This window comes from Ruegeria sp. YTSC106, from assembly GCF_059609765.1.
In genome coordinates this window covers 127,128-145,730 of sequence record NZ_JBXWMI010000011.1, presented here as the reverse complement: position 1 = coordinate 145,730, position 18,603 = coordinate 127,128, and the positions used below count along the sequence as shown (strand labels likewise).

Here is an 18,603-nt window from a genome sequence, read left to right as displayed (position 1 = left end):
GCATTTTCTTTCTTCGGTGGGTTTTCAGGATGGAAAAACGCGTCACCTTTCGCGGCTGGCTGTTGCCATTGGCTCTGATTGCCCCTCAGGTCATCATTTCCGCCGTCTTTTTCTTCTATCCCGCCGGTCAGGCCATATGGCAGTCACTGTTCATACCTGATCCGTTCGGGTTGTCGTCCCAGTTCGTGGGGCTGGGCAACTTTGAATTCCTACTGAGTGACAAGTTTTATCGCGCCTCTTTCGTGACAACGGCAGTGTTTTCCACGCTGGTTACGCTGTGCTCGATGATCCCTGCCTTGTTTCTTGCGGTCATTGCGGATCGATTGATCAAAGGGTCCGGGGTCTATCGGACTTTGCTGATCTGGCCCTACGCTGTCGCTCCTGCCGTTGCGGGTGTTTTGTGGCTGTTCATGTTCAACACGCGCGTCGGCGTCGTGTCATGGTATCTCAGCCAGCTTGGTTATGACTGGAACCACGTTCTGAACGGCACCGAAGCTATGGGGCTGGTGGTCGTTGCCTCCGCCTGGGGGCGCATAAGCTATAACTTCCTGTTCTTTTTCGCTGCCCTGCAATCCGTTCCTAGATCCGTGATCGAGGCGGCGGCGATTGACGGCGCGCATTTCTGGCGCCGGTTCTTTACGATCGTGCTGCCGTTGCTGTCGCCGACGGCGTTCTTCTTGCTGGTGGTGAACGTCGTTTATGCCTTTTTCGAAACCTTTGGCGTGATCCACACAATCACCGGTGGCGGGCCGCAACAATCGACGACAATCCTTGTCTACAAGGTTTTCTCCGATGGGTTTGTGGGACAGGACCTCGGCTCGTCTTCGGCGCAATCGGTCATCCTGTTGATCGTCGTTGGTCTGTTGACGGTCATCCAGTTCAAATACGTGGAAAAGCGGGTGCATTACTGATGGCGGCCCAACAACACGGAATGGTCGAAAAACGCGGCGCGGGCATCTGGTTGTCCCATGCTTTGATGATCCTCGGTGTCCTGATCATATTTTTCCCCATATGGCTTGCCTTTGTGGCCTCGACCGTGACCCAGGCCGAGATCGTCTCACCGCCAATGCCAGTCGTGCCCGGCGATCAGTTCTGGGTGAACTACAAAGCGGCGCTGTTCTCGGGGGTAAACGTGCCCGTGGCAACGATGCTGTTCAACAGTCTGGTGATGGCGATTGGTATTGCAGTGGGAAAAATCGCCATCTCGTTGCTGTCGGCTTTTGCAATCGTTTATTTTCGGTTTCCAGGGCGAACGACGTTCTTTTGGTTGATCTTCCTGACGCTCATGCTGCCGGTCGAAGTCCGCATCGTTCCGACGTTCGAAGTTGTTGCCGGATTCGGTATGCTCAACAGCTATTACGGGCTGATCTTTCCCCTGATCGCCTCGGCCACGGCAACCTTCCTGTTCCGTCAGTTTTTTTTGACGATCCCGGATGAACTGGCCGAAGCCGCCCGGGTGGACGGGGCCCGCCCGATGCGATTCTTTATTGATATTGTGGTGCCGATGAGCCGTACAAACATCGCGGCGCTGTTCGTGATCCTGTTTATCTATGGCTGGAACCAGTACCTTTGGCCGCTGCTGATCACGACTGATCCCGAGATGAATACCATCGTGATGGGTATCAAACAGATGTTTCCGTCCGGCGACGACTTTGCGCATTGGCCGACGATCATGGCGACGTCCATTCTGGCGATGATCCCGCCGGTCATTGTGGTGGTTTCGATGCAAAAGCTCTTTGTCCGAGGCCTTGTCGATAGTGAGAAGTAAGAAATGGCAACAGTTACCTTAGAGAATGTCAAAAAGAGCTTTGGCCCGACGGATGTGATCCACGGTGTTGATGTCGATATCGCCGATGGAGAGTTCATCGTGATCGTCGGCCCGTCAGGCTGTGGTAAATCTACGTTGTTGCGGATGGTGGCGGGGCTGGAAACGGTCACGTCCGGGGAAATCTGGATCGGCGGTGAGCGCGCCAATGACAAAGAGCCGATGGATCGCGACATTGCGATGGTGTTCCAGAACTACGCGCTCTATCCGCACATGTCCGTGCGTCAGAACATGGGATATGGCCTGAAGATCGCTGGATTGCCCAAGGCTCAGATCGATCAAAAGGTGACCCAGGCGGCAAAACTGTTGCAGCTCGAACCTTTGCTGGATCGCAAACCCAGGCAGTTATCAGGCGGTCAGCGTCAGAGGGTGGCGATGGGGCGGGCCATTGTCCGCGAGCCTGCAGTTTTCCTGTTTGACGAACCGCTCTCGAACCTCGACGCCAAGCTTCGTGTTCAGATGCGTCTGGAAATACGCGAGCTTCAGGAAAAGCTGGGGATCACGTCACTTTACGTTACGCACGACCAGGTCGAAGCAATGACAATGGCCGACAGAATGATCGTGATGAATGGCGGTATTGCCGAGCAGATCGGCACGCCGCTGGAAGTCTATGAAACCCCGCATACGCTGTTCGCCGCGCAATTCATCGGCAGCCCGGCGATGAACATTTTTGAAGCGCGGCGCGAAAACGGGACCATCAAGATCGGAGAAATCGAAGTCGGACCCTCTCAGGGTGCAGACAGCGCCGTGAAGCTTGGCATAAGACCAGAGCATCTGGTGTTGAATGACAATGGCCCACTTGAAGCGGCGATTCAGATAGCTGAACCGCTTGGGGCCAATACGTTGCTGCACGGTCACTTATCTGGCACTGCAAGCGCGATCACGGCGAGCCTTCCCGGCGTCCACCCGATCGAGGGACGCCACCCGGTTATGCAGTTCTCGGTCGCACCAGAGAACATGCATTTGTTTGACCACGTGACGGGCAAAAGGCTGGAAGGCTGATGTTGTTTCAGCAGGTTGAAGCCTTTCGTGGCGGTGAAAACCTGATCCGGGTTGTTGGCCATCGGGGGGCACGAGGTGTGTTACCTGAAAACAGCATGGTGGGCTTCGACTTTGCGCTCTCCATTGGTGTCCCGCTTCTTGAGTTTGACGTTGTTCTGACTGCCGATAATGTGCCGGTCATAACGCACAATCATCGCCTGCACGCAGCGAGCTTTCGCGATTCCAATGGCCTGTTTCTGATCGGAGAAGAGCCGAAAGTTTCCGCACTGACTTACGAGCAACTCCGGCAATTTGATATCGGGCGTTTGGACGGGCAATCCGCCTATGGCCAACGCTTCCCGGACCAGGCCCAAATAGATGGCGTCCGTGTTCCAAAGCTGTTGGATCTGCTCGATTTGGTCGATGACCCAAAAAACAGTGATGCCTATCTGATGCTCGAACTGAAGTCGGATCCCGACCTGGCCCATGATGCGCTATACAGGGAGAAATTCGTCGGGAGAGTTCTTCAGGACGTTCGCGGCAAAGTTTTATCTTCGCGCGCGGTCCTGCACAGTTTCGATTGGAATCTCTTGGAGGAATGTCAGCGGCAAGCTCCGGATATGCCGTCATCCTATCTGACGCAACTTCCGGAAAACGCCGACGATGTTGGTGAAGATTCCTCAAAATCCGTTTGCCCGGACTTTCGTGGTCGCCGCGACGAGATTCCAGACTTGGTAAAGCAAGCTGGCGGTTCGCTTTGGTGCCCATATTTTGCGGATGTGACGACTGAAAACGTGACGCGAGCAAAAGAGTTGGGCTTGTGCGTCGCCGTGTGGACGGTCAATGAACACGAAGAGATAGGCAGGATGATAGATCTGCGCGTGGACGCAATCGTATCCGACTACCCCGGGCGGGTTCAAAGACAACTGTCGGACTCTGGCTTCGGTTGGCGCGTAGGGCATCGGTGATCCCGGCGCCCTGAGGGTGACGTGGATGAATTTCTTTCGCCATTTGAAAATTGCCTCAAACAAAGGCCCTTCAGCCCGTTGACGCACAGGACCAGCATGTTTTTACGGCATGACCCAATGAGAGCCTATTCTCAGGAAACCGTTCTTGGGCGCGGTTGACGGAAGTCCGGAATTCCGGAACGAATGCCCAAACGCTGACCTCACTGCTCTGAGCATTCTGCTTGCGGTTGTCGGGACCGTGTTCTGCGCCTTCGGTCGATGAAGAATAATTGATACCTGCGTACCAATATTCTCAATGCCGTTAGGTATTTCTGGCATCGAGGCTCGGCAATCGCGCTGGCCACAACCGTCATCGACTGGCCGTAAAGCCTGACGGATGGCGCCAAATGCTGAGTCACATTAACAACAATCTTGTGATTGCTGCAGTTCCGTCTCTTTTCCGCCGGAATTTGTGCTGATAAGGGTAAAGTTAAGTGTTGGGGTGGTAGTAAGTGCGAGTGGGCAGATGAGAGCCGGAACAAACGGTCAAATAGCTATTTCCTGGTGTCAGACGGAAATTGACGGGCTTGAAGATGCGCCCCTTTCCTCTTTGATGATCGGAGCATCATGGTCATGGCGTGGACAAGCAATCGTCCTGAGCGAGGCTGTGGAGCAAAGCATTGGAAAAATGGGGAATGCCGGGGGCGTTGCGACCCACGTGAACAGCCACTTTCCAATTGTCCGTGAGGTTTCAGGCCTTGTGTCAGGCATTCTTACCTTTACCAACGGTGCGCAGAAGTTCTCTGCCAGGCTTGTTGTCGATGGCAAGGATACGTCGCGGACTCTCGTGTTTGACGGCGCTTGCCCGCCACGGGATGAAGAGTTCTGGATTGTCGAAGTGGCAGAGCTTGCGGCGATCCCGAACCCGCCATTGAAAAGTGACGCGACAGTAGTCTCTTTCCCGATCTCAAATTAGAGTTTCAAGGCAGCGCTACGCGGATTCGACGCTGCGTCGGTCCCGATGTCTGTCTGCCCTGATCGATTTTCTGAACTTTGCTGAATGCTGTGTTGACACCGACGGCATTGCGGCTATAAGCGCGGCTTCATTGGTGTTGGTGGCCCCCGCAAGGGGATGCCTGTCATGGGGGAAACCTCAAGAGGACAACGCCCTTCATAGTGGCCCGTTAGGGCTTCGACAAAACGAAGGAGATCAGCCGTGACCAAACGCACGTCTGCCAAGTACAAAATCGACCGCCGGATGGGCGAAAACATCTGGGGTCGTCCGAAATCCCCGGTCAACCGTCGTGAATACGGCCCCGGCCAGCACGGCCAGCGCCGCAAGGGCAAACTGTCGGACTTCGGTCTGCAGTTGCGCGCCAAGCAGAAGCTGAAAGGCTATTATGGCGACCTGACCGAGAAGCAGTTCCGCCGCATCTACGCCGAAGCCGAGCGTGTGAAGGGCGACACCGGTGAAAACCTGATCGGCCTGCTGGAGCGCCGTCTGGACGCCGTTGTTTACCGCGCCAAGTTCGTTGCAACCGTCTTTGCCGCGCGCCAGTTCGTGAACCACGGCCACGTCAAAGTGAACGGCAAGCGGGTCAACATCCCGTCCTACCGCGTCAAAGAAGGCGACGTGATCGAGGTGCGCGACAAGTCCAAGCAACTGGCTGTTGTCCTCGAAGCTGCCGCGTTGGCTGAGCGCGACGTTCCTGACTACATTGACGCCGACCACTCGAAAATGACCGCGACTTTCGTGCGCGCTCCGTCGCTGGGCGACGTGCCGTACCCGGTCATGATGGAACCGAACCTGGTCGTCGAATTCTACGCCAAGAACTAATCTTCGCAGCACCCGAATTCCGAAAGGCCGCGCTTTTTGCGCGGTCTTTTTTGTTTGATGGGGACTCTGCCTCCATCGCAACGGCCCGCGCCTTCCCTGAGGGTTATTGGCCAGATAAGGTGCGGGTCAGATCGGCAGGGGTCTGCCTTCGGCAATCGCTTCCATTGCGAAATACGATGTCACGCTGTCCAGCTCGACCTTTTCGATCAATCGCTGATAGACCTTGTCATAAGATGTCATATCCTGTGTTACGACTTTCAACTGATAGTCGTAATCTCCTCCGATCCGATGAAAATCCACGACTTCCGGGATCGTCAGAACGTGGCTCCGAAACGCTTGAAGCCACTGAGCGGAATGATGTCGTGTGCGGAGCATGACAAAGACCACAAGGCTCAAACCCAGTTTCTCACGTGCGATGCGGGCCGTGGACCCGATCAGAACGCCGTTTTCGTTCAGGGCCTTCAAGCGCCGCCAGCAAGCGTTTTGAGAAAGTCCCACACGATCCGCCAATTCCCGCTGCGACAGAGTGGCGTCCTTTTGTAGTTCTTTCAGAATGCGCGTGTCAATTTGATCTAATTTTGATGTCATAATTGATCATATGACACAAAATTTTTAAAATCTACGCAAAGATAGGTGAAGTTTTTGCGGCTCGAAAATATCACATTGGTAGGGCAGTAAGGAGCCAACATAATGACCCTGTCCAAATTTCGTGCGGAACTCTGTTCCACCACTCACAATTCAAATCTGCGCGATGGGCTGATCGGCGAGAACGTTCTGATCCCGGGTCTGCATGGAGACGTGCCGCTTGTCTATGCGGATTACGTCGCTTCGGGCCGCGCATTGCGGCAGGTCGAGGATTTTGTGGCGCAGGATGTTTTGCCGTTTTACGCAAACAGTCACACCGAGGCCTCCTACTGCGGATCCTACATGACACGTCTGCGCCGCGAAGCGCGGGCAGAAATAGCCCGCATTGTTGGTGCTCGGGAAGAGGACGCGGTGATCTTTGCCGGGTCTGGCGCCACTGCGGGGCTCAATCGGTTGGTCAGCCTGCTAGGGGTGGCAGAGGCTGACCAACCGATTGTCTTAATCGGTCCGTATGAGCATCATTCGAATATTCTGCCGTGGCGCGAAAGCAAAGCACGTGTCATCGAGATTCCCGAGGCCGAGGGTGGTGGTGTGGACCTACATGCGCTGAAAGCCGCGCTGGAGGCCCATGCGGATGCCGATTTGGTGGTCGGATCATTTTCCGCCGCGTCCAACGTGACTGGTATTATCACCGATCCTGATCCGGTCACGCGAATGCTCAAGGCGCATGGTGCTTTGGCCGTTTGGGACTATGCCGGTGGCGGGCCTTACCTGCCGATGGACATGGGGCCCGAAGGTGCCCGCAAGGATGCGATCGTGGTTTCGCCGCACAAGTTTCCCGGTGGCCCGGGCGCGTCAGGCGTTTTGGTTGTGAACCAATCTGCCGTGAAACGGACCTGTCCTAGCTGGCCGGGCGGTGGAACCGTCAGCTTCGTATCACCGTGGCGGCATGACTACAGTGCCGATCTGGCCACACGGGAAGAGGCCGGGACACCCAACGTGATCGGAGACATTCGTGCGGCGCTGGCCTTCATCGTCAAGGATGTCGTCGGAACGGACGAAATCGCCCGGCGTGAGGTGCAGTACAATCAAATGGCGCTGGACGGGTGGAAGAACAACCCGAACCTCACCCTGCTTGGGGTCGAGAGCGCGCATCGTCTGCCGATCTTCTCTTTCCTGGTGCGCGGCAATGCGGGTCAGCCTGTGCATCAGCAGTTGTTCACGCGGATGCTCAGCGATATCTACGGCATTCAGGTGCGGGGCGGCTGTGCCTGTGCAGGACCCTATGCCCACCGCTTGCTGGGGATTGATCAGGCAACGTCAGAGGCGCTGCACGCTGCCTTGTCCGCAGGGGAAGAAATGAAAAAGCCCGGTTGGGTGCGACTGAATTTCTCGTATCTGATGAGCGAGGAAACGGTTCGGTTCATCATCGACAGCGTCAATGACCTGTCACACCGGACCGAGGAGTTCGCGCCATACTACAACGCCGACCCGACAACCGCGCGCTTCAAAGCCGCATGAGGGAATTGTCGCTTTTCTCAACCCGTTGAGACAGGTATGAGAGGCCCATTCAACGGAGCCTCTCATGACCAAAATCACCCCACAACCCGGCATTATGGACATCGCGCTGTATCAGGGCGGCCAGTCGCATGTGGCCGGTGTGGAGCACGTGATCAAGCTGAGCTCGAACGAGAACCCGTTCGGACCAAGCCCCAAAGCGATTGAGGCAGTGCGCGACAGCGCTGCCACCCTGCACCGTTATCCCGGCACCGACCATGCAAGCCTGCGCGAGGCGATCGGCGTACGCCACGGACTGGACCCTGCGCGGATCATCTGCGGTGTCGGCAGCGACGAGGTTTTGCAATTCGTCGCTCAGGCCTATGCGGGGCCGGGGGACGAGGTGATCTATACCGAGCACGGGTTTTCCATGTACCCGATCATCGCGCGTATGGCCGGTGCGACGCCGGTCATGGTGGCCGAGCGTGACCGCAAAGTGGATGTGGCGGCTATTCTTGCCGCTGTGACGGGGCAGACGCGGATCGTGTTTGTCACCAATCCCGGCAATCCAACCTCGACCATGATCTCGAACGACGAACTGGAACGTTTGGCGCTGGGTCTGCCCAACACTTGCCTGATGGTTCTGGATGGCGCTTATGCCGAATTTGTCGACGGGTTCGATGGCGGGGCGTCGCTGGTTGACGCCCATGAGAATGTGATCATGACGCGCACCTTCTCAAAAGTGTACGGGCTGGGCGGTATGCGTGTCGGCTGGGGCTATGCGCATCAACCGATCATCGACGTGCTGAACCGGGTGCGCCAGCCGTTCAACCTGTCGCTGACAGCCTTGGCAGCAGCTGAAGCCGCGGTGAACGATGTCGAGTTTCTCTCTTTCTGCCAATCCGAGAATGCGCACTTGCGTGTATGGCTGGCGGATGAGTTGGCAAAAGTCGGTGTTCCGTCGGATCCGTCCTGTACCAACTTCATTCTTACACGTTTTGCCGATCAGGCCGAAGCCGAGGCCTGCGATGACTACCTGAAAACGCAGGGTTTGATTGTCCGCCGGGTTGCAGGCTACAACCTGCCGAACGCCTTGCGGATCACCGTGGGCGACGAAGAAGCGTGCCGCCGTGTGGTTGCGGCGATCACTGCATTCAAAGAGGGCGCAGCATGAGCCAGATTTACGACCGCGTTGCGCTGATCGGGCTGGGGCTGATTGCTTCGTCCATGTTCTGGGCGATAAAACGTGCGGGTCTGGCCGGGGAAGTGACGGGTTATGCCCGGTCAAAGGAGACCCGAGAAACAGCACGCAGGATCGGATTGTGTGACCGTGTTTGCGACTCGGCACGCGATGCGGTCGAAGGTGCCGATCTTGTTGTCCTGTGTGTGCCTGTGGGGGCTATGGGCGCAGTTGCAAAAGAGATTGCACCTGTGCTGAAGCCCGGTGCGACCGTTTCGGATGTGGGCTCGGTCAAGCGGGACGTCATTCGGGCGGTGCAACCGCATATCCCCGACGGCGTGCACTTCATACCCGCGCACCCCTTGGCTGGGACCGAGCATTCCGGCCCTGAGTCTGGGTTTGCCGAGCTGTTTGACAATCGCTGGTGTCTGTTGGTCCCGGTCGAGGGTTCGGACCCGGATGCCATTGCCCGCCTGCGCGCGCTTTGGGAGGGCATGGGGTCATATGTTGATGAAATGGATGCGGATCACCATGATCTGGTCCTTGCCGTAACCTCTCATGCGCCACACCTGATTGCATACACGATGGTTGGCGTGGCCGACGATCTGCGACGGGTGACCGATAGCGAAGTCATCAAGTATTCGGCCGCCGGCTTCCGGGACTTCACCCGGATTGCCGCGTCCGACCCGACCATGTGGCGGGATGTGTTCCTGTCCAACAAGGATGCCACGCTGGAAATCCTGGGCCGGTTCACAGAAGAGCTTTTTGCCCTGCAACGCGCCATCCGTACCGGGGACGGTGATCATTTGTTTGACTACTTCACCCGCACCCGTGCTATTCGTCGCGGCATTATCGACGCGGGGCAGGACACGGATGCACCGGACTTTGGGCGGGGGAAGGCAAGTTCATGAGAGTGCGCTGGGGGCATATTCTGATCGGGGTCGCAGCTTTGGGTGCTGCGACGGTTCAGGCAGCGCCCCTTGACCAGTCTTTGGTGCCTCTCATGCGTCCCTCGCTTGTTCAGCAGGCTGCCAGCACGCCTATCGCCTTTGAAGTCGCCAAACGGCGCCCGGTTTCGCGCCCGGTTTCGCCGCAAGTCACGGCTGCAGCGGCGCGCCCGTCGGAACTGCCACTTCTGGGACCGGACACGTCCTTGATGCCTTATTTGCGACCCGAGTCGGTCGAACAGCAGGTATTGTTCAAAAGGAGCAAGCTGCGCAAAGGGTCTGTTTGCGGGGATATTGCCATTCAAGGCAAGCCTGTTGGCCGTGTGGGCAGCAAGAATTCAGCCTGCGGTGTCAAGGATGCGGTGCAGATCACCTCGGTTTCGGGTGTGATGCTCAGCCGTCCCTCGACTATGGATTGTGGCACCGCCAGTGCGTTGAACAAGTGGGTCGACAAGACCGTCAAACCCACCTTCAAACGCCGGGGCCCTGTGGTCGAATTGCAAGTCGCAGCCCATTATGCCTGCCGAACCCGCAACAACCGCAAAGGCGCGAAGATATCCGAACATGGCAAGGGGCGTGCGATCGATATCTCAGGTTTCAAAATGGCCGACGGTGAGGTGGTGACCGTCCTGAACGGGTGGCGCAAGAACCCGTCTCAGAAACAGCTCAAGAAGATCTGGCGCGGGGCGTGCGGCCCGTTCGGCACCGTGCTGGGGCCAAATTCAGATCGTTATCACAAGGACCACTTTCACCTTGATACGGCCCGCTACCGCAGCGGACCCTACTGCCGTTAACGCAGGATCAGGCGCGGGGCGGGGCCCAGAGGCAATGGCCCCAGTGCCACGAAACCATCCCGAAAGTTCAGTTGCAGGTCCAAGGCGTTGGGGTTGCCGCCCAGCCCCGCCAAAAAGTTCAGTGCCCGGGTAACGGGATTCACCGCCTGATCGGGCAGGGCGCCCGCCGCATTTGCCATGGCGATCATGTCGCGCCAGTTTTCGGCTTTGACGGCGATCTCTCCGGTCGGGATGCCTTGTGCGTCCACATCCAGATCGCCGGTCGCAAACAGGCGCAACTCACCCCATTTGATCTCGACCAGACGCAGATCAATGGCGACAGGCTGCGGTCGGCTGTCTTCCAGGGCGGACCGGTCCCAAACCTTGTCGAAAGTGGTGACCATATCCAGTTCCAGCGTTTCAAAGCTTTGTGGTAACGAATTGGCGGAATGCATCAGGGCCCGCAGTTTTTCCCCCGGTGTGAACCCATCCGCGCGGGCTGTGATGGCATAGGCTTCTGAAACTGGCGTTTGTTCCATGATCAGGCTCAGCGTGTCTCCGGAGGCCAGCGTGGTGGTGTTTTCCGTTACCGACCATGCCCCCGCCGTCAAAGCCATTTTTTCCAGCACGAGCGAGACGCCCGGCTGCAATTGCAGCTCGGCAAGCAATTCGTCAGCCACAATTGTTGATGTCTGGTCGAAGTATGACAGGCGTTGCGGCGTGTCTGCGAAGCGCAATACCTGACGACCGGGCCAGATGGCGGGGCTTTTGAATTCGATCCAGTCCGCGCTCCATGCAGTGCCATTTACCGGGTCGGCCAACGCCGGATTGTTCAGACGGGTCATGTGGTGGGTTGGATACCCGGCCGTTGCGACATCCGAGAAATCCGCCTGCCAGCCGCGTGCCTCCTGCTGGTCGAACCAGCCAGTGATCGCAGAGCGCAGGCCATACCCGGCCACGAACCAATATGCGCTCCACGCAATGGTAACAAAAATCAACACTCGTATCAGACGCATCCGAAATGGCCCTTTTTCCTGCCTTGGAATTGATGTTTATAGGCCGAAACAGGCAAGGACCAGTGCAATGACGATGTGGGTTTTCGGATATGGATCGCTGCTGTGGAATCCGGGCTTTCCGGTGGCGCGCAGTGAACGCGCGACGCTGCACGGGTTTGCCCGGTCCTTTTGCATGAGTTCGATCCACCACCGCGGGACAGAGGAAAAACCCGGTCTGGTGCTGGCACTGGACGAACAGGAGAACGCGAGTTGCACGGGTTTGGCCCTTGCGGTCGAGGCGGGTCACGAAGACCGAACGCTGCAAGAGCTGCGCGAGCGCGAGTTGATTTCATCGGCTTATGTCGAACGTATGTTGGATGTGCATCTGGAAAGCGGAGACATCGAAAATGCCGTGACCTATGTGATCGATGCCGACCACGTCCAGTATTGCGGTGGGATGGCGTTGGAGGAACAGGCCCGGATCATCGCACATGCGGTCGGCGGGCGTGGTCCGAATGACGAATACCTCTACAACACTGCCGAACATCTGGCCGAGATCGGCCTGCGTGATCACGATCTTGAGTGGTTGGCGCAACGGGTCCGCAGTATCACCGCATAAACTCTTGGCGTCGCGAGCGGAATGTCGCTAGATTCGACGCAAAGCAGGCAAAAATCGGGAACCACGCGCATGGCGCAGGCACATCAGGGCGCGAGACCTCATTTCTCGCATCCAATTCGACAAATTCTGTTGATGTTGATGGCGATCGGCCTGTCCGGGCTGGGGGTGTTTCTGGCGCTTCCATACGTATTGCCGGTTTTTTATGCCAATCCGTATCTGAATGGCTTCATCCTGATTGTGTTCTTTATCGGCGTCTTCGCCTGTTTTTATCAGGTTACACAGCTGATCGGGTCCGTGCGTTGGATCGAAGCCTTTGTTGGCGGTGTTGTTCGCGAAGATGCTCGAACACCACAGTTGCTGGCGCCTTTGGCTTCGCTGCTGCGCGAGCGAGGCGCGCGCTCGCAGATCAGCTCCACCTCTACCCGGTCTATTCTGGATTCCGTGGCAGAGCGGGTCGAAGAAGAACGGGAAATCACACGTTATATCACCAACGTGCTGATTTATCTGGGTCTACTGGGTACATTCTTTGGTCTGGCGACAACCGTTCCGGCCATTGTTGACACCATCCGCAGCCTGAACCCGCAGGAAGGCGAGGAGGGTCTGGCTGTTTTCAATCGCCTGATGACGGGGCTCGAGGCACAGCTGCAAGGAATGGGCGTCGCGTTCGGATCGTCTTTGCTGGGTCTGGCGGGGTCTCTTGTCGTTGGTCTGCTCGAGGTCTTTGCCGGGCACGGTCAGAACCGGTTCTATCGCGAACTAGAGGAGTGGCTGTCGTCGATCACCCGCGTTGGATTTGCAGGTGGCGAAGAGGGCGGGGCAGAGATCGCCGTACTGACCCCTGTGCTGGATGCCATGTCAGAGCAGATGGATGCGTTACAGCATCTGTTTGCGGCTCAGGAAAGTGAAAGGGCGGAGGTTTCGGCCAAATTAGGGCAACTGGTCGATGTCATCGGTGAGATGAACAATCGCCAGGCCAATACCGAAAGTGTCACTTCTGCTTTAGAACGTGTGGCGCTTGGGCAGGACGCCCTGTTGGATCACATGCGCGATCATGGCGCAGGCGATGGCATCGATGCCGAAAGCCGGATGCGCCTGCGCTCGATGGATGTGCAACTGCTACGTATTCTTGAAGAGATTTCGGCGGGTCGGCAGGAAAGCATGAACGAATTCCGCAAGGATATCGAGCTGCTGGTCAAAGCTCTGACCCTGCCGCGGGGTGCCGTGCGCACCACGCCGGAAGGAGAATAAGCCATGGCGCTGTCCCGCCGCACCGGACAACGATTCCAGGGCTCGGTCTGGCCCGGTTTCGTGGACGCGATGACGGGGCTGTTGATGGTGCTGACCTTCGTTTTGACCATCTTCATGGTAATTCAGTTCGTGTTGCGCGAAACCATCTCGGGGCAGGAAGACGAACTGACGACATTGGCAGACGAAGTTGCAGCGCTTGCGGGCGCGCTGGGTTTGGAAGAACGTGAAAACAGTCGCTTGCAGGCAAGGCTGGGTGCGTTGAACACGACACTGTCGCAGGCCGAAGACGATCTGGCGCAAGCGCAGTCACTGATCGCTTCGCTGAGTACCGAACGCGACCGTCAGGCCGCCGCGCTGGATCAGGCGCAGACCCGTATCACGAATTTCGAAGCACAGGTTGCCGCTCTGCTTGCCGAACAGGAACAGGCTTTGGGCGACATTGCCGCGCTTGAGACACAGCGCGAGCAATTGCTGACAGAGCAAGAGGCGCTGAACCTCGCCCTTGCACAAAGTCGGGACGAAATTGATGCGCAGACCGAAGCTGCCCGTTTGGCTGCCGCCCGCCGCGAGGCGCTGGAAGCACTGGTGGCCGATCTGGAGCAAAGCGGCGAAGAGCGTGCCGCGGAAATCACGGCCCTTGAACAGCAACTGAGCGATGAGGAAGCCGCCCGTCTGGCCGAAGCTGCTGCTGCTGAGGCATTGCGAAACCGCCTTCAGGATGCAGATGCCGAGCTGACGGCCATGACCCTGGCGCTGGAGTCGCAACGCAAAGAGGCCGAAGATACATTGACTCTTCTGGCTGCCGCGCAAGCCGCACGGGCCGAACTTGAGCGACAGTTCGGAGACGTAAACCCTGATGAATTGCGAGCCCAGCTTGAAGCCGCCTTTGAGGCGCAAACGCAAGCGCAGGCGGATGCTGATGAGCAACGCACTCTGGCCGAACAGAGGCAAGCTTTGCTGGCTCTGGCCGAGTCGACCTTGTCGGAGGAGAAAGAAATCTCTGCCGAGGCACAACGTGAGGCGGCCCTGCTGAACCAGCAGATTGCAGCCCTGCGCGGGCAGTTGGGGTCGTTGCAGGCTTTGCTGGACGATTTCGAAGACCGAAACGCTGCTGCCGAGGTGCAGATACAAACGCTGGGACAGGACCTGAACGCTGCATTGGCGCGGGCCGCATCTGAAGAACGCAGGCGGCGCTTGCTGGAAGAAGCGGAACGCCTGCGCATTGAGGCCGAGGCCGAGGCCCTGGCTGGCCAGAACGAAGAACTTGCCGCCCAGGCGGAAGACCTGCAACGCTATCGCTCGGAATTCTTCGGACGTCTGCGGGATGTCCTTGGCGAACAGGAAGGCGTGCGGATCGAAGGTGATCGCTTTGTGTTCTCGTCCGAAGTTTTGTTTCCGACGGGATCAGCGGTGCTGTCCGCAGAAGGGCGGCAGGAGGTTGCCAAGGTCGCCAATATCCTACGCAGTGTCGCCGCCGAAATCCCGCCTGGTCTGAATTGGGTGATCCGGGTCGACGGTCATACCGACAACGTTCCGCTGACTGGTTCGGGCCGATACCGGGACAATTGGGAACTCAGCCAAGGTCGCGCGTTGTCTGTTGTGCGCTATATGGTCGACGCGTTGGGCATTCCACCCAACCGCCTGGCGGCAAACGGGTTTGGTGAATTCCAGCCGGTCAACCCGGCTGACACACCCGAGGCACGGGCACAGAACCGCCGGATCGAGTTGAAACTCACGGAAAGATAGCAAAATCCTTGCTCTTGCCCGGGTAATCCGCGTGACTGGGGCAAACCGATTATCGTCTGCCGAAGCGAAAGCTTTGATCTGGTGTGCCCACGAAGCATCGGGGCACCACCGGGTAATCCTCGGTCAGAAAATACGCATAGGTTCCTGACGGGTATTCTGCTGAAACGGTAAAGGCGCCGTTGCATTGGTCCAAGTTGCCGTGACCCTGAACATAAGCGTAATCCTCGTTGAAGGTGCCGTCATGTCGCCCGTCCGGTGCATTGCCACCCGGACGGTTACCGGATTTCAGACGATAGGACGACGTCATTTCGGTCACTTTGCCCCCAACAACACCGGTCACAGCATAGATAGGGAAGCCATCTGCGGCGTAGCCGATCAACGGTGAGTGCTCGGACGGTGACCATCCCAGAAGTTCGACCTGCCCTGTCGGTACACCGTGATAGTGATACTTTCCGTTTGGCTGTACGTGGGCATGGTTGGCGTCCAGCCCCAAAGAAATGGCACCTCCCAACGCGTTGTAGGACCACCCGGAGCGGGGGTCGCCATGCCAGAACTCGGCCGCCAGCGGGTCAAACACAACCCCATTGAGTGACACGCCAAAGTTCCAACCCATTTGCAACGGCGTGATTGCGCCTTTGGCTATGGGTTTCGCGGGCAATTTCAACCTAACCTTCTGCTGTTCGATCTGGTGCGGATTGCCTTGGTTTGGAAACGGACCAACCAGATGATCAGGAATGCCATTGCCCGTCACTTTGATTTTTCCGCTTCGTTCTTTCAACGAGGCGCTGCTTGTTCCGGGGTTTTCGGTTGCGGGCACCAACCTCAGCGGTTCTGCGGTCGTTTCGTCGTGATAGCGAAACCTGTGCTGTGCAGTTGCCACCGCAGCCACGGCGGAAAGGGCAAAGGCGGTGCCCCAAAAGATAGAAATTTTGCTCACGTGCCGACCCCTGTCTTGTGCTGATCATTAAAGATGACACGCAGCAGAAGCCTGGTTCCGTCGCTTTTTTACTGCCAGAGCTGAAAAAGCCCGGCGATGGGGATCGCCGGGCTTTGAAAGAATGATCTGCTTTCGGCTCAGTCTGCCGTCAACAGAGGTGGTTTGTCTCCTGAAATGCGCCGTTGGTCCGGCCCAAGAATTTCAAGATCCAGTTCGCCCTTCTTGACCGAGACACGGACCACACCGCCCTTGGCCAGTTTGCCGAAAAGCAACTCCTCGGCCAGAGGCTTCTTGATGTGTTCCTGAATGACACGTCCCAGCGGGCGTGCACCCATCTTGTCGTCATATCCCTTGTCGGCCAGCCATTCGGCGGCTTTGGGCGTCAGATCGATGCTCACGCCGCGATCCAGCAGTTGCGCCTCAAGCTGTAGGACGAATTTCTCGACCACCTGCAAAATGACCTCTTTCGGCAGCGGTGCGAATGAGATCACGGCGTCCAGACGGTTCCGGAACTCCGGTGTAAACATGCGCTCGATCGCGGCCGTGTCTTCGCCTTCGCGCCGATCACGACCGAAGCCGATGGCGGCCTTGGCCTGCTCCTGCGCGCCCGCGTTCGAGGTCATGATCAGCACCACGTTGCGGAAGTTCACAGTGCGACCGTTGTGATCGGTCAGCTCGCCATGGTCCATCACCTGCAGCAGGATGTTGAACACGTCCGGGTGGGCCTTTTCGATCTCGTCCAGCAGCAATACGCAGTGCGGATGCTGGTCGACACCGTCGGTCAGCAAACCACCCTGATCGAATCCGACATAGCCCGGAGGGGCACCGATCAGGCGACTGACCGCGTGCTTCTCCATGTATTCCGACATGTCGAACCGAAGAAGCTCCACACCCAGCGTATCCGCCAGCTGTTTCGCCACCTCGGTTTTACCGACCCCGGTAGGACCAGCGAACAGGTAGTTGCCGATCGGTTTCTCAGGTTCGCGCAGACCGGCACGGGCCAGTTTGATCGCGCTGGACAGCGCCTCGATGGCCAGGTTCTGGCCAAACACCACCCGTTTCAGCGATGCTTCGAGGTCTTTCAGCACCAACGCATCATCCTTGGTAACGTTTTTGGGTGGAATACGCGCGATCTTGGCGACAACCGCCTCGATCTCTTTGACACCGATGGTCTTGCGCCGCTTGCTTTCCGCAACCAGATGCTGCGCCGCGCCGGCCTCATCGATCACGTCGATGGCCTTGTCGGGCAGTTTGCGGTCGTTGATGTAACGCGCCGACAGCTCGACCGCCGTCTTGATGGCATCGGCGGTGTATTTAATGTCGTGATGCTCTTCGAAATAGGGCTTCAGCCCGCGCAATATCTTTACGCTGTCTTCCACCGAAGGCTCGTTCACGTCGATCTTCTGGAACCGGCGGCTCAGCGCGCGGTCCTTTTCGAAGTGTTGACGGAACTCCTTGTAGGTGGTCGAGCCCATGGTGCGCAGCTTGCCGCCCTGAAGCGCAGGCTTCAGCAGGTTCGAGGCATCCATCGCACCGCCCGAGGTTGCTCCGGCACCGATCACGGTATGGATCTCGTCGATGAACAGTACCGCGTCAGGGTGATCCTCCAACTCGGTTACAACTGCTTTCAGGCGTTCTTCGAAATCACCGCGATAGCGGGTTCCGGCCAGCAGCGCACCCATGTCCAGCGAATAGATCGTGGTGTTTGCCAGCACGTCAGGGGCTTCGCCACCGACGATCTTGTGCGCAAGGCCTTCTGCGATGGCGGTCTTGCCTACACCCGGATCACCCACCAGCAATGGGTTGTTCTTGCGGCGGCGGCACAGCACCTGGATGCAGCGTTCCACCTCATCCGAGCGTCCGATCAGCGGATCGACATCGCCAGCTCGAGCCTTTGCGTTCAGATCCACGCAGTATTTTCCAAGCGCGCTTTCTTTCTGTTCGGTCTCACCGGATGTGGTCTGGGCGTCTTCTTCCACCTGATCCGCACCGGATACCGATCGGCTTTCGCCGTAGGCCGGATCTTTGGCAACGCCATGCGCGATGAAATTGACCGCGTCGTAACGGGTCATGTCCTGTTCCTGAAGGAAATAGGCGGCATTGCTTTCGCGTTCGGCGAAAATGGCGACCAGTACGTTGGCGCCGGTCACTTCGGTCCGACCCGAGCTTTGTACGTGGATCGCAGCGCGCTGAATGACGCGCTGGAACGCTGCGGTGGGTACGGCTTCGGACCCGTCGATATCTGTGACCAGATTCGAAAGGTCTTCGTCGATGAACTCCACCAAAGTGCTGCGCAATTCGTCCAGATCGACACTGCACGCCTTCATGACGCGTACTGCATCGGGTTCTTCCAAGAGCGCCAGCAGCAAATGCTCCAGCGTTGCGAATTCATGGCGCCGTTCATTCGCAGCCGCCAGGGCCGCGTGGATGGCTTGTTCCAATGTGCTCGAGAATGAAGGCACGCGGGTGCTCCTCTGTCTTGGGTC

Annotated in this window: 17 protein-coding genes; 13 read left to right on the top strand and 4 right to left on the bottom strand. The window is 57.7% G+C overall.

Annotated elements, in window-relative coordinates:
• The first annotated feature begins 29 nt into the window (after nt 1-29).
• From ugpA to rpsD, 6 genes are all read left to right on the top strand, one after another.
• Nucleotides 30-911: a sn-glycerol-3-phosphate ABC transporter permease UgpA gene (gene ugpA / locus AC2FEB_RS15950; protein WP_117872451.1), complete on the top strand. Its 882-nt coding sequence runs from the start codon at nt 30-32 to the stop codon at nt 909-911.
• 20 nt (nt 912-931) lie between these two features.
• The gene (gene ugpE, locus AC2FEB_RS15945) at nt 932-1,768 is read left to right on the top strand and encodes a sn-glycerol-3-phosphate ABC transporter permease UgpE (RefSeq protein WP_117872982.1); all 837 of its coding nucleotides are present in this window, start codon (nt 932-934) and stop codon (nt 1,766-1,768) included.
• A gap of 3 nt (nt 1,769-1,771) precedes the next feature.
• A complete protein-coding gene (locus AC2FEB_RS15940; RefSeq protein WP_496674166.1) occupies nt 1,772-2,827 on the top strand; it encodes a sn-glycerol-3-phosphate import ATP-binding protein UgpC in 1,056 nt (351 codons plus the stop codon).
• Nucleotides 2,827-3,774 (top strand): glycerophosphodiester phosphodiesterase family protein, encoded by a 948-nt coding sequence (locus AC2FEB_RS15935; RefSeq protein ID WP_496674169.1) that lies wholly within the window; start codon nt 2,827-2,829, stop codon nt 3,772-3,774. The genes AC2FEB_RS15940 and AC2FEB_RS15935 overlap by 1 nt, the downstream gene beginning before the upstream one ends.
• A 505-nt stretch (nt 3,775-4,279) precedes the next feature.
• Nucleotides 4,280-4,729 carry a hypothetical protein gene (locus tag AC2FEB_RS15930; RefSeq protein ID WP_496674172.1) on the top strand — a complete coding sequence of 150 codons (450 nt, stop codon included), beginning with the start codon at nt 4,280-4,282 and terminating at the stop codon, nt 4,727-4,729.
• 240 nt (nt 4,730-4,969) lie between these two features.
• Nucleotides 4,970-5,590, top strand: coding sequence for a 30S ribosomal protein S4 (gene rpsD / locus AC2FEB_RS15925; RefSeq protein ID WP_117872460.1), 621 nt, complete (start codon nt 4,970-4,972; stop codon nt 5,588-5,590).
• Between the two features lie 126 nt (nt 5,591-5,716).
• Here rpsD and AC2FEB_RS15920 read toward each other — a convergent pair whose 3' ends face one another.
• Complete coding sequence (locus AC2FEB_RS15920; protein ID WP_117872462.1) at nt 5,717-6,178, bottom strand: Lrp/AsnC family transcriptional regulator; 462 nt, start codon at nt 6,176-6,178, stop codon at nt 5,717-5,719.
• A gap of 102 nt (nt 6,179-6,280) precedes the next feature.
• Between AC2FEB_RS15920 and AC2FEB_RS15915 the strand changes: the two genes are divergently transcribed.
• From AC2FEB_RS15915 to AC2FEB_RS15900, 4 genes are all read left to right on the top strand, one after another.
• Nucleotides 6,281-7,696 carry an aminotransferase class V-fold PLP-dependent enzyme gene (locus tag AC2FEB_RS15915; protein ID WP_496674176.1) on the top strand — a complete coding sequence of 472 codons (1,416 nt, stop codon included), beginning with the start codon at nt 6,281-6,283 and terminating at the stop codon, nt 7,694-7,696.
• A 64-nt stretch (nt 7,697-7,760) separates the two neighbouring features.
• On the top strand, nt 7,761-8,846 hold the full coding sequence (gene hisC / locus AC2FEB_RS15910) for a histidinol-phosphate transaminase (protein WP_496674179.1): 1,086 nt from the start codon (nt 7,761-7,763) through the stop codon (nt 8,844-8,846).
• A complete protein-coding gene (locus AC2FEB_RS15905; protein WP_496674182.1) occupies nt 8,843-9,763 on the top strand; it encodes a prephenate/arogenate dehydrogenase family protein in 921 nt (306 codons plus the stop codon). The genes hisC and AC2FEB_RS15905 overlap by 4 nt, the downstream gene beginning before the upstream one ends.
• Nucleotides 9,760-10,593, top strand: coding sequence for an extensin-like domain-containing protein (locus AC2FEB_RS15900; RefSeq protein ID WP_496674184.1), 834 nt, complete (start codon nt 9,760-9,762; stop codon nt 10,591-10,593). The genes AC2FEB_RS15905 and AC2FEB_RS15900 overlap by 4 nt, the downstream gene beginning before the upstream one ends.
• On the opposite strand, the gene AC2FEB_RS15895 is transcribed toward AC2FEB_RS15900, so the two are convergent.
• Nucleotides 10,590-11,588, bottom strand: a complete 999-nt coding sequence (locus AC2FEB_RS15895) for a DUF2125 domain-containing protein (RefSeq protein ID WP_496674187.1) — start codon at nt 11,586-11,588, stop codon at nt 10,590-10,592. The genes AC2FEB_RS15900 and AC2FEB_RS15895 overlap by 4 nt on opposite strands.
• 67 nt (nt 11,589-11,655) lie before the next feature.
• Here AC2FEB_RS15895 and AC2FEB_RS15890 point away from each other — a divergent pair, with 67 nt between their 5' ends.
• The 3 genes from AC2FEB_RS15890 (at nt 11,656) to AC2FEB_RS15880 (ending at nt 15,180) form a co-directional block, all read left to right on the top strand.
• Nucleotides 11,656-12,186 (top strand): gamma-glutamylcyclotransferase, encoded by a 531-nt coding sequence (locus tag AC2FEB_RS15890; RefSeq protein ID WP_496674190.1) that lies wholly within the window; start codon nt 11,656-11,658, stop codon nt 12,184-12,186.
• 69 nt (nt 12,187-12,255) lie between these two features.
• Entirely contained in the window at nt 12,256-13,434 is a 1,179-nt protein-coding gene (locus tag AC2FEB_RS15885) for a biopolymer transporter ExbB (protein WP_117872478.1), read from the top strand.
• Nucleotides 13,435-13,437: 3 nt separating this feature from the next.
• Nucleotides 13,438-15,180 (top strand): peptidoglycan -binding protein, encoded by a 1,743-nt coding sequence (locus tag AC2FEB_RS15880; protein ID WP_496674194.1) that lies wholly within the window; start codon nt 13,438-13,440, stop codon nt 15,178-15,180.
• 49 nt (nt 15,181-15,229) lie between these two features.
• Here the strand turns inward: AC2FEB_RS15880 and AC2FEB_RS15875 are convergent, their stop codons facing one another.
• Both AC2FEB_RS15875 and clpA read right to left on the bottom strand, forming a co-directional pair.
• Nucleotides 15,230-16,117: a YHYH protein gene (locus AC2FEB_RS15875; protein WP_496674197.1), complete on the bottom strand. Its 888-nt coding sequence runs from the start codon at nt 16,115-16,117 to the stop codon at nt 15,230-15,232.
• A 137-nt stretch (nt 16,118-16,254) separates the two neighbouring features.
• A complete protein-coding gene (gene clpA, locus AC2FEB_RS15870; protein ID WP_496674200.1) occupies nt 16,255-18,579 on the bottom strand; it encodes an ATP-dependent Clp protease ATP-binding subunit ClpA in 2,325 nt (774 codons plus the stop codon).
• Nucleotides 18,580-18,603: the final 24 nt, after the last annotated feature.

Excerpts from the sequence above, each read along its gene's own strand:
- AC2FEB_RS15935 (WP_496674169.1), top strand. The coding sequence starts at position 2,827 with ATGTTGTTTCAGCAGGTTGAAGCCTTTCGTGGCGGTGAAAACCTGATC.
- AC2FEB_RS15905 (WP_496674182.1), top strand. The coding sequence starts at position 8,843 with ATGAGCCAGATTTACGACCGCGTTGCGCTGATCGGGCTGGGGCTGATT.
- AC2FEB_RS15930 (WP_496674172.1), top strand. The coding sequence starts at position 4,280 with ATGAGAGCCGGAACAAACGGTCAAATAGCTATTTCCTGGTGTCAGACG.
- AC2FEB_RS15885 (WP_117872478.1), top strand. The coding sequence starts at position 12,256 with ATGGCGCAGGCACATCAGGGCGCGAGACCTCATTTCTCGCATCCAATT.
- AC2FEB_RS15940 (WP_496674166.1), top strand. The coding sequence starts at position 1,772 with ATGGCAACAGTTACCTTAGAGAATGTCAAAAAGAGCTTTGGCCCGACG.
- hisC (WP_496674179.1), top strand. The coding sequence starts at position 7,761 with ATGACCAAAATCACCCCACAACCCGGCATTATGGACATCGCGCTGTAT.
- AC2FEB_RS15890 (WP_496674190.1), top strand. The coding sequence starts at position 11,656 with ATGACGATGTGGGTTTTCGGATATGGATCGCTGCTGTGGAATCCGGGC.
- AC2FEB_RS15880 (WP_496674194.1), top strand. The coding sequence starts at position 13,438 with ATGGCGCTGTCCCGCCGCACCGGACAACGATTCCAGGGCTCGGTCTGG.
- AC2FEB_RS15900 (WP_496674184.1), top strand. The coding sequence starts at position 9,760 with ATGAGAGTGCGCTGGGGGCATATTCTGATCGGGGTCGCAGCTTTGGGT.
- AC2FEB_RS15895 (WP_496674187.1), bottom strand. The coding sequence starts at position 11,588 with ATGCGTCTGATACGAGTGTTGATTTTTGTTACCATTGCGTGGAGCGCA.
- AC2FEB_RS15920 (WP_117872462.1), bottom strand. The coding sequence starts at position 6,178 with ATGACATCAAAATTAGATCAAATTGACACGCGCATTCTGAAAGAACTA.
- ugpE (WP_117872982.1), top strand. The coding sequence starts at position 932 with ATGGTCGAAAAACGCGGCGCGGGCATCTGGTTGTCCCATGCTTTGATG.
- AC2FEB_RS15915 (WP_496674176.1), top strand. The coding sequence starts at position 6,281 with ATGACCCTGTCCAAATTTCGTGCGGAACTCTGTTCCACCACTCACAAT.
- ugpA (WP_117872451.1), top strand. The coding sequence starts at position 30 with ATGGAAAAACGCGTCACCTTTCGCGGCTGGCTGTTGCCATTGGCTCTG.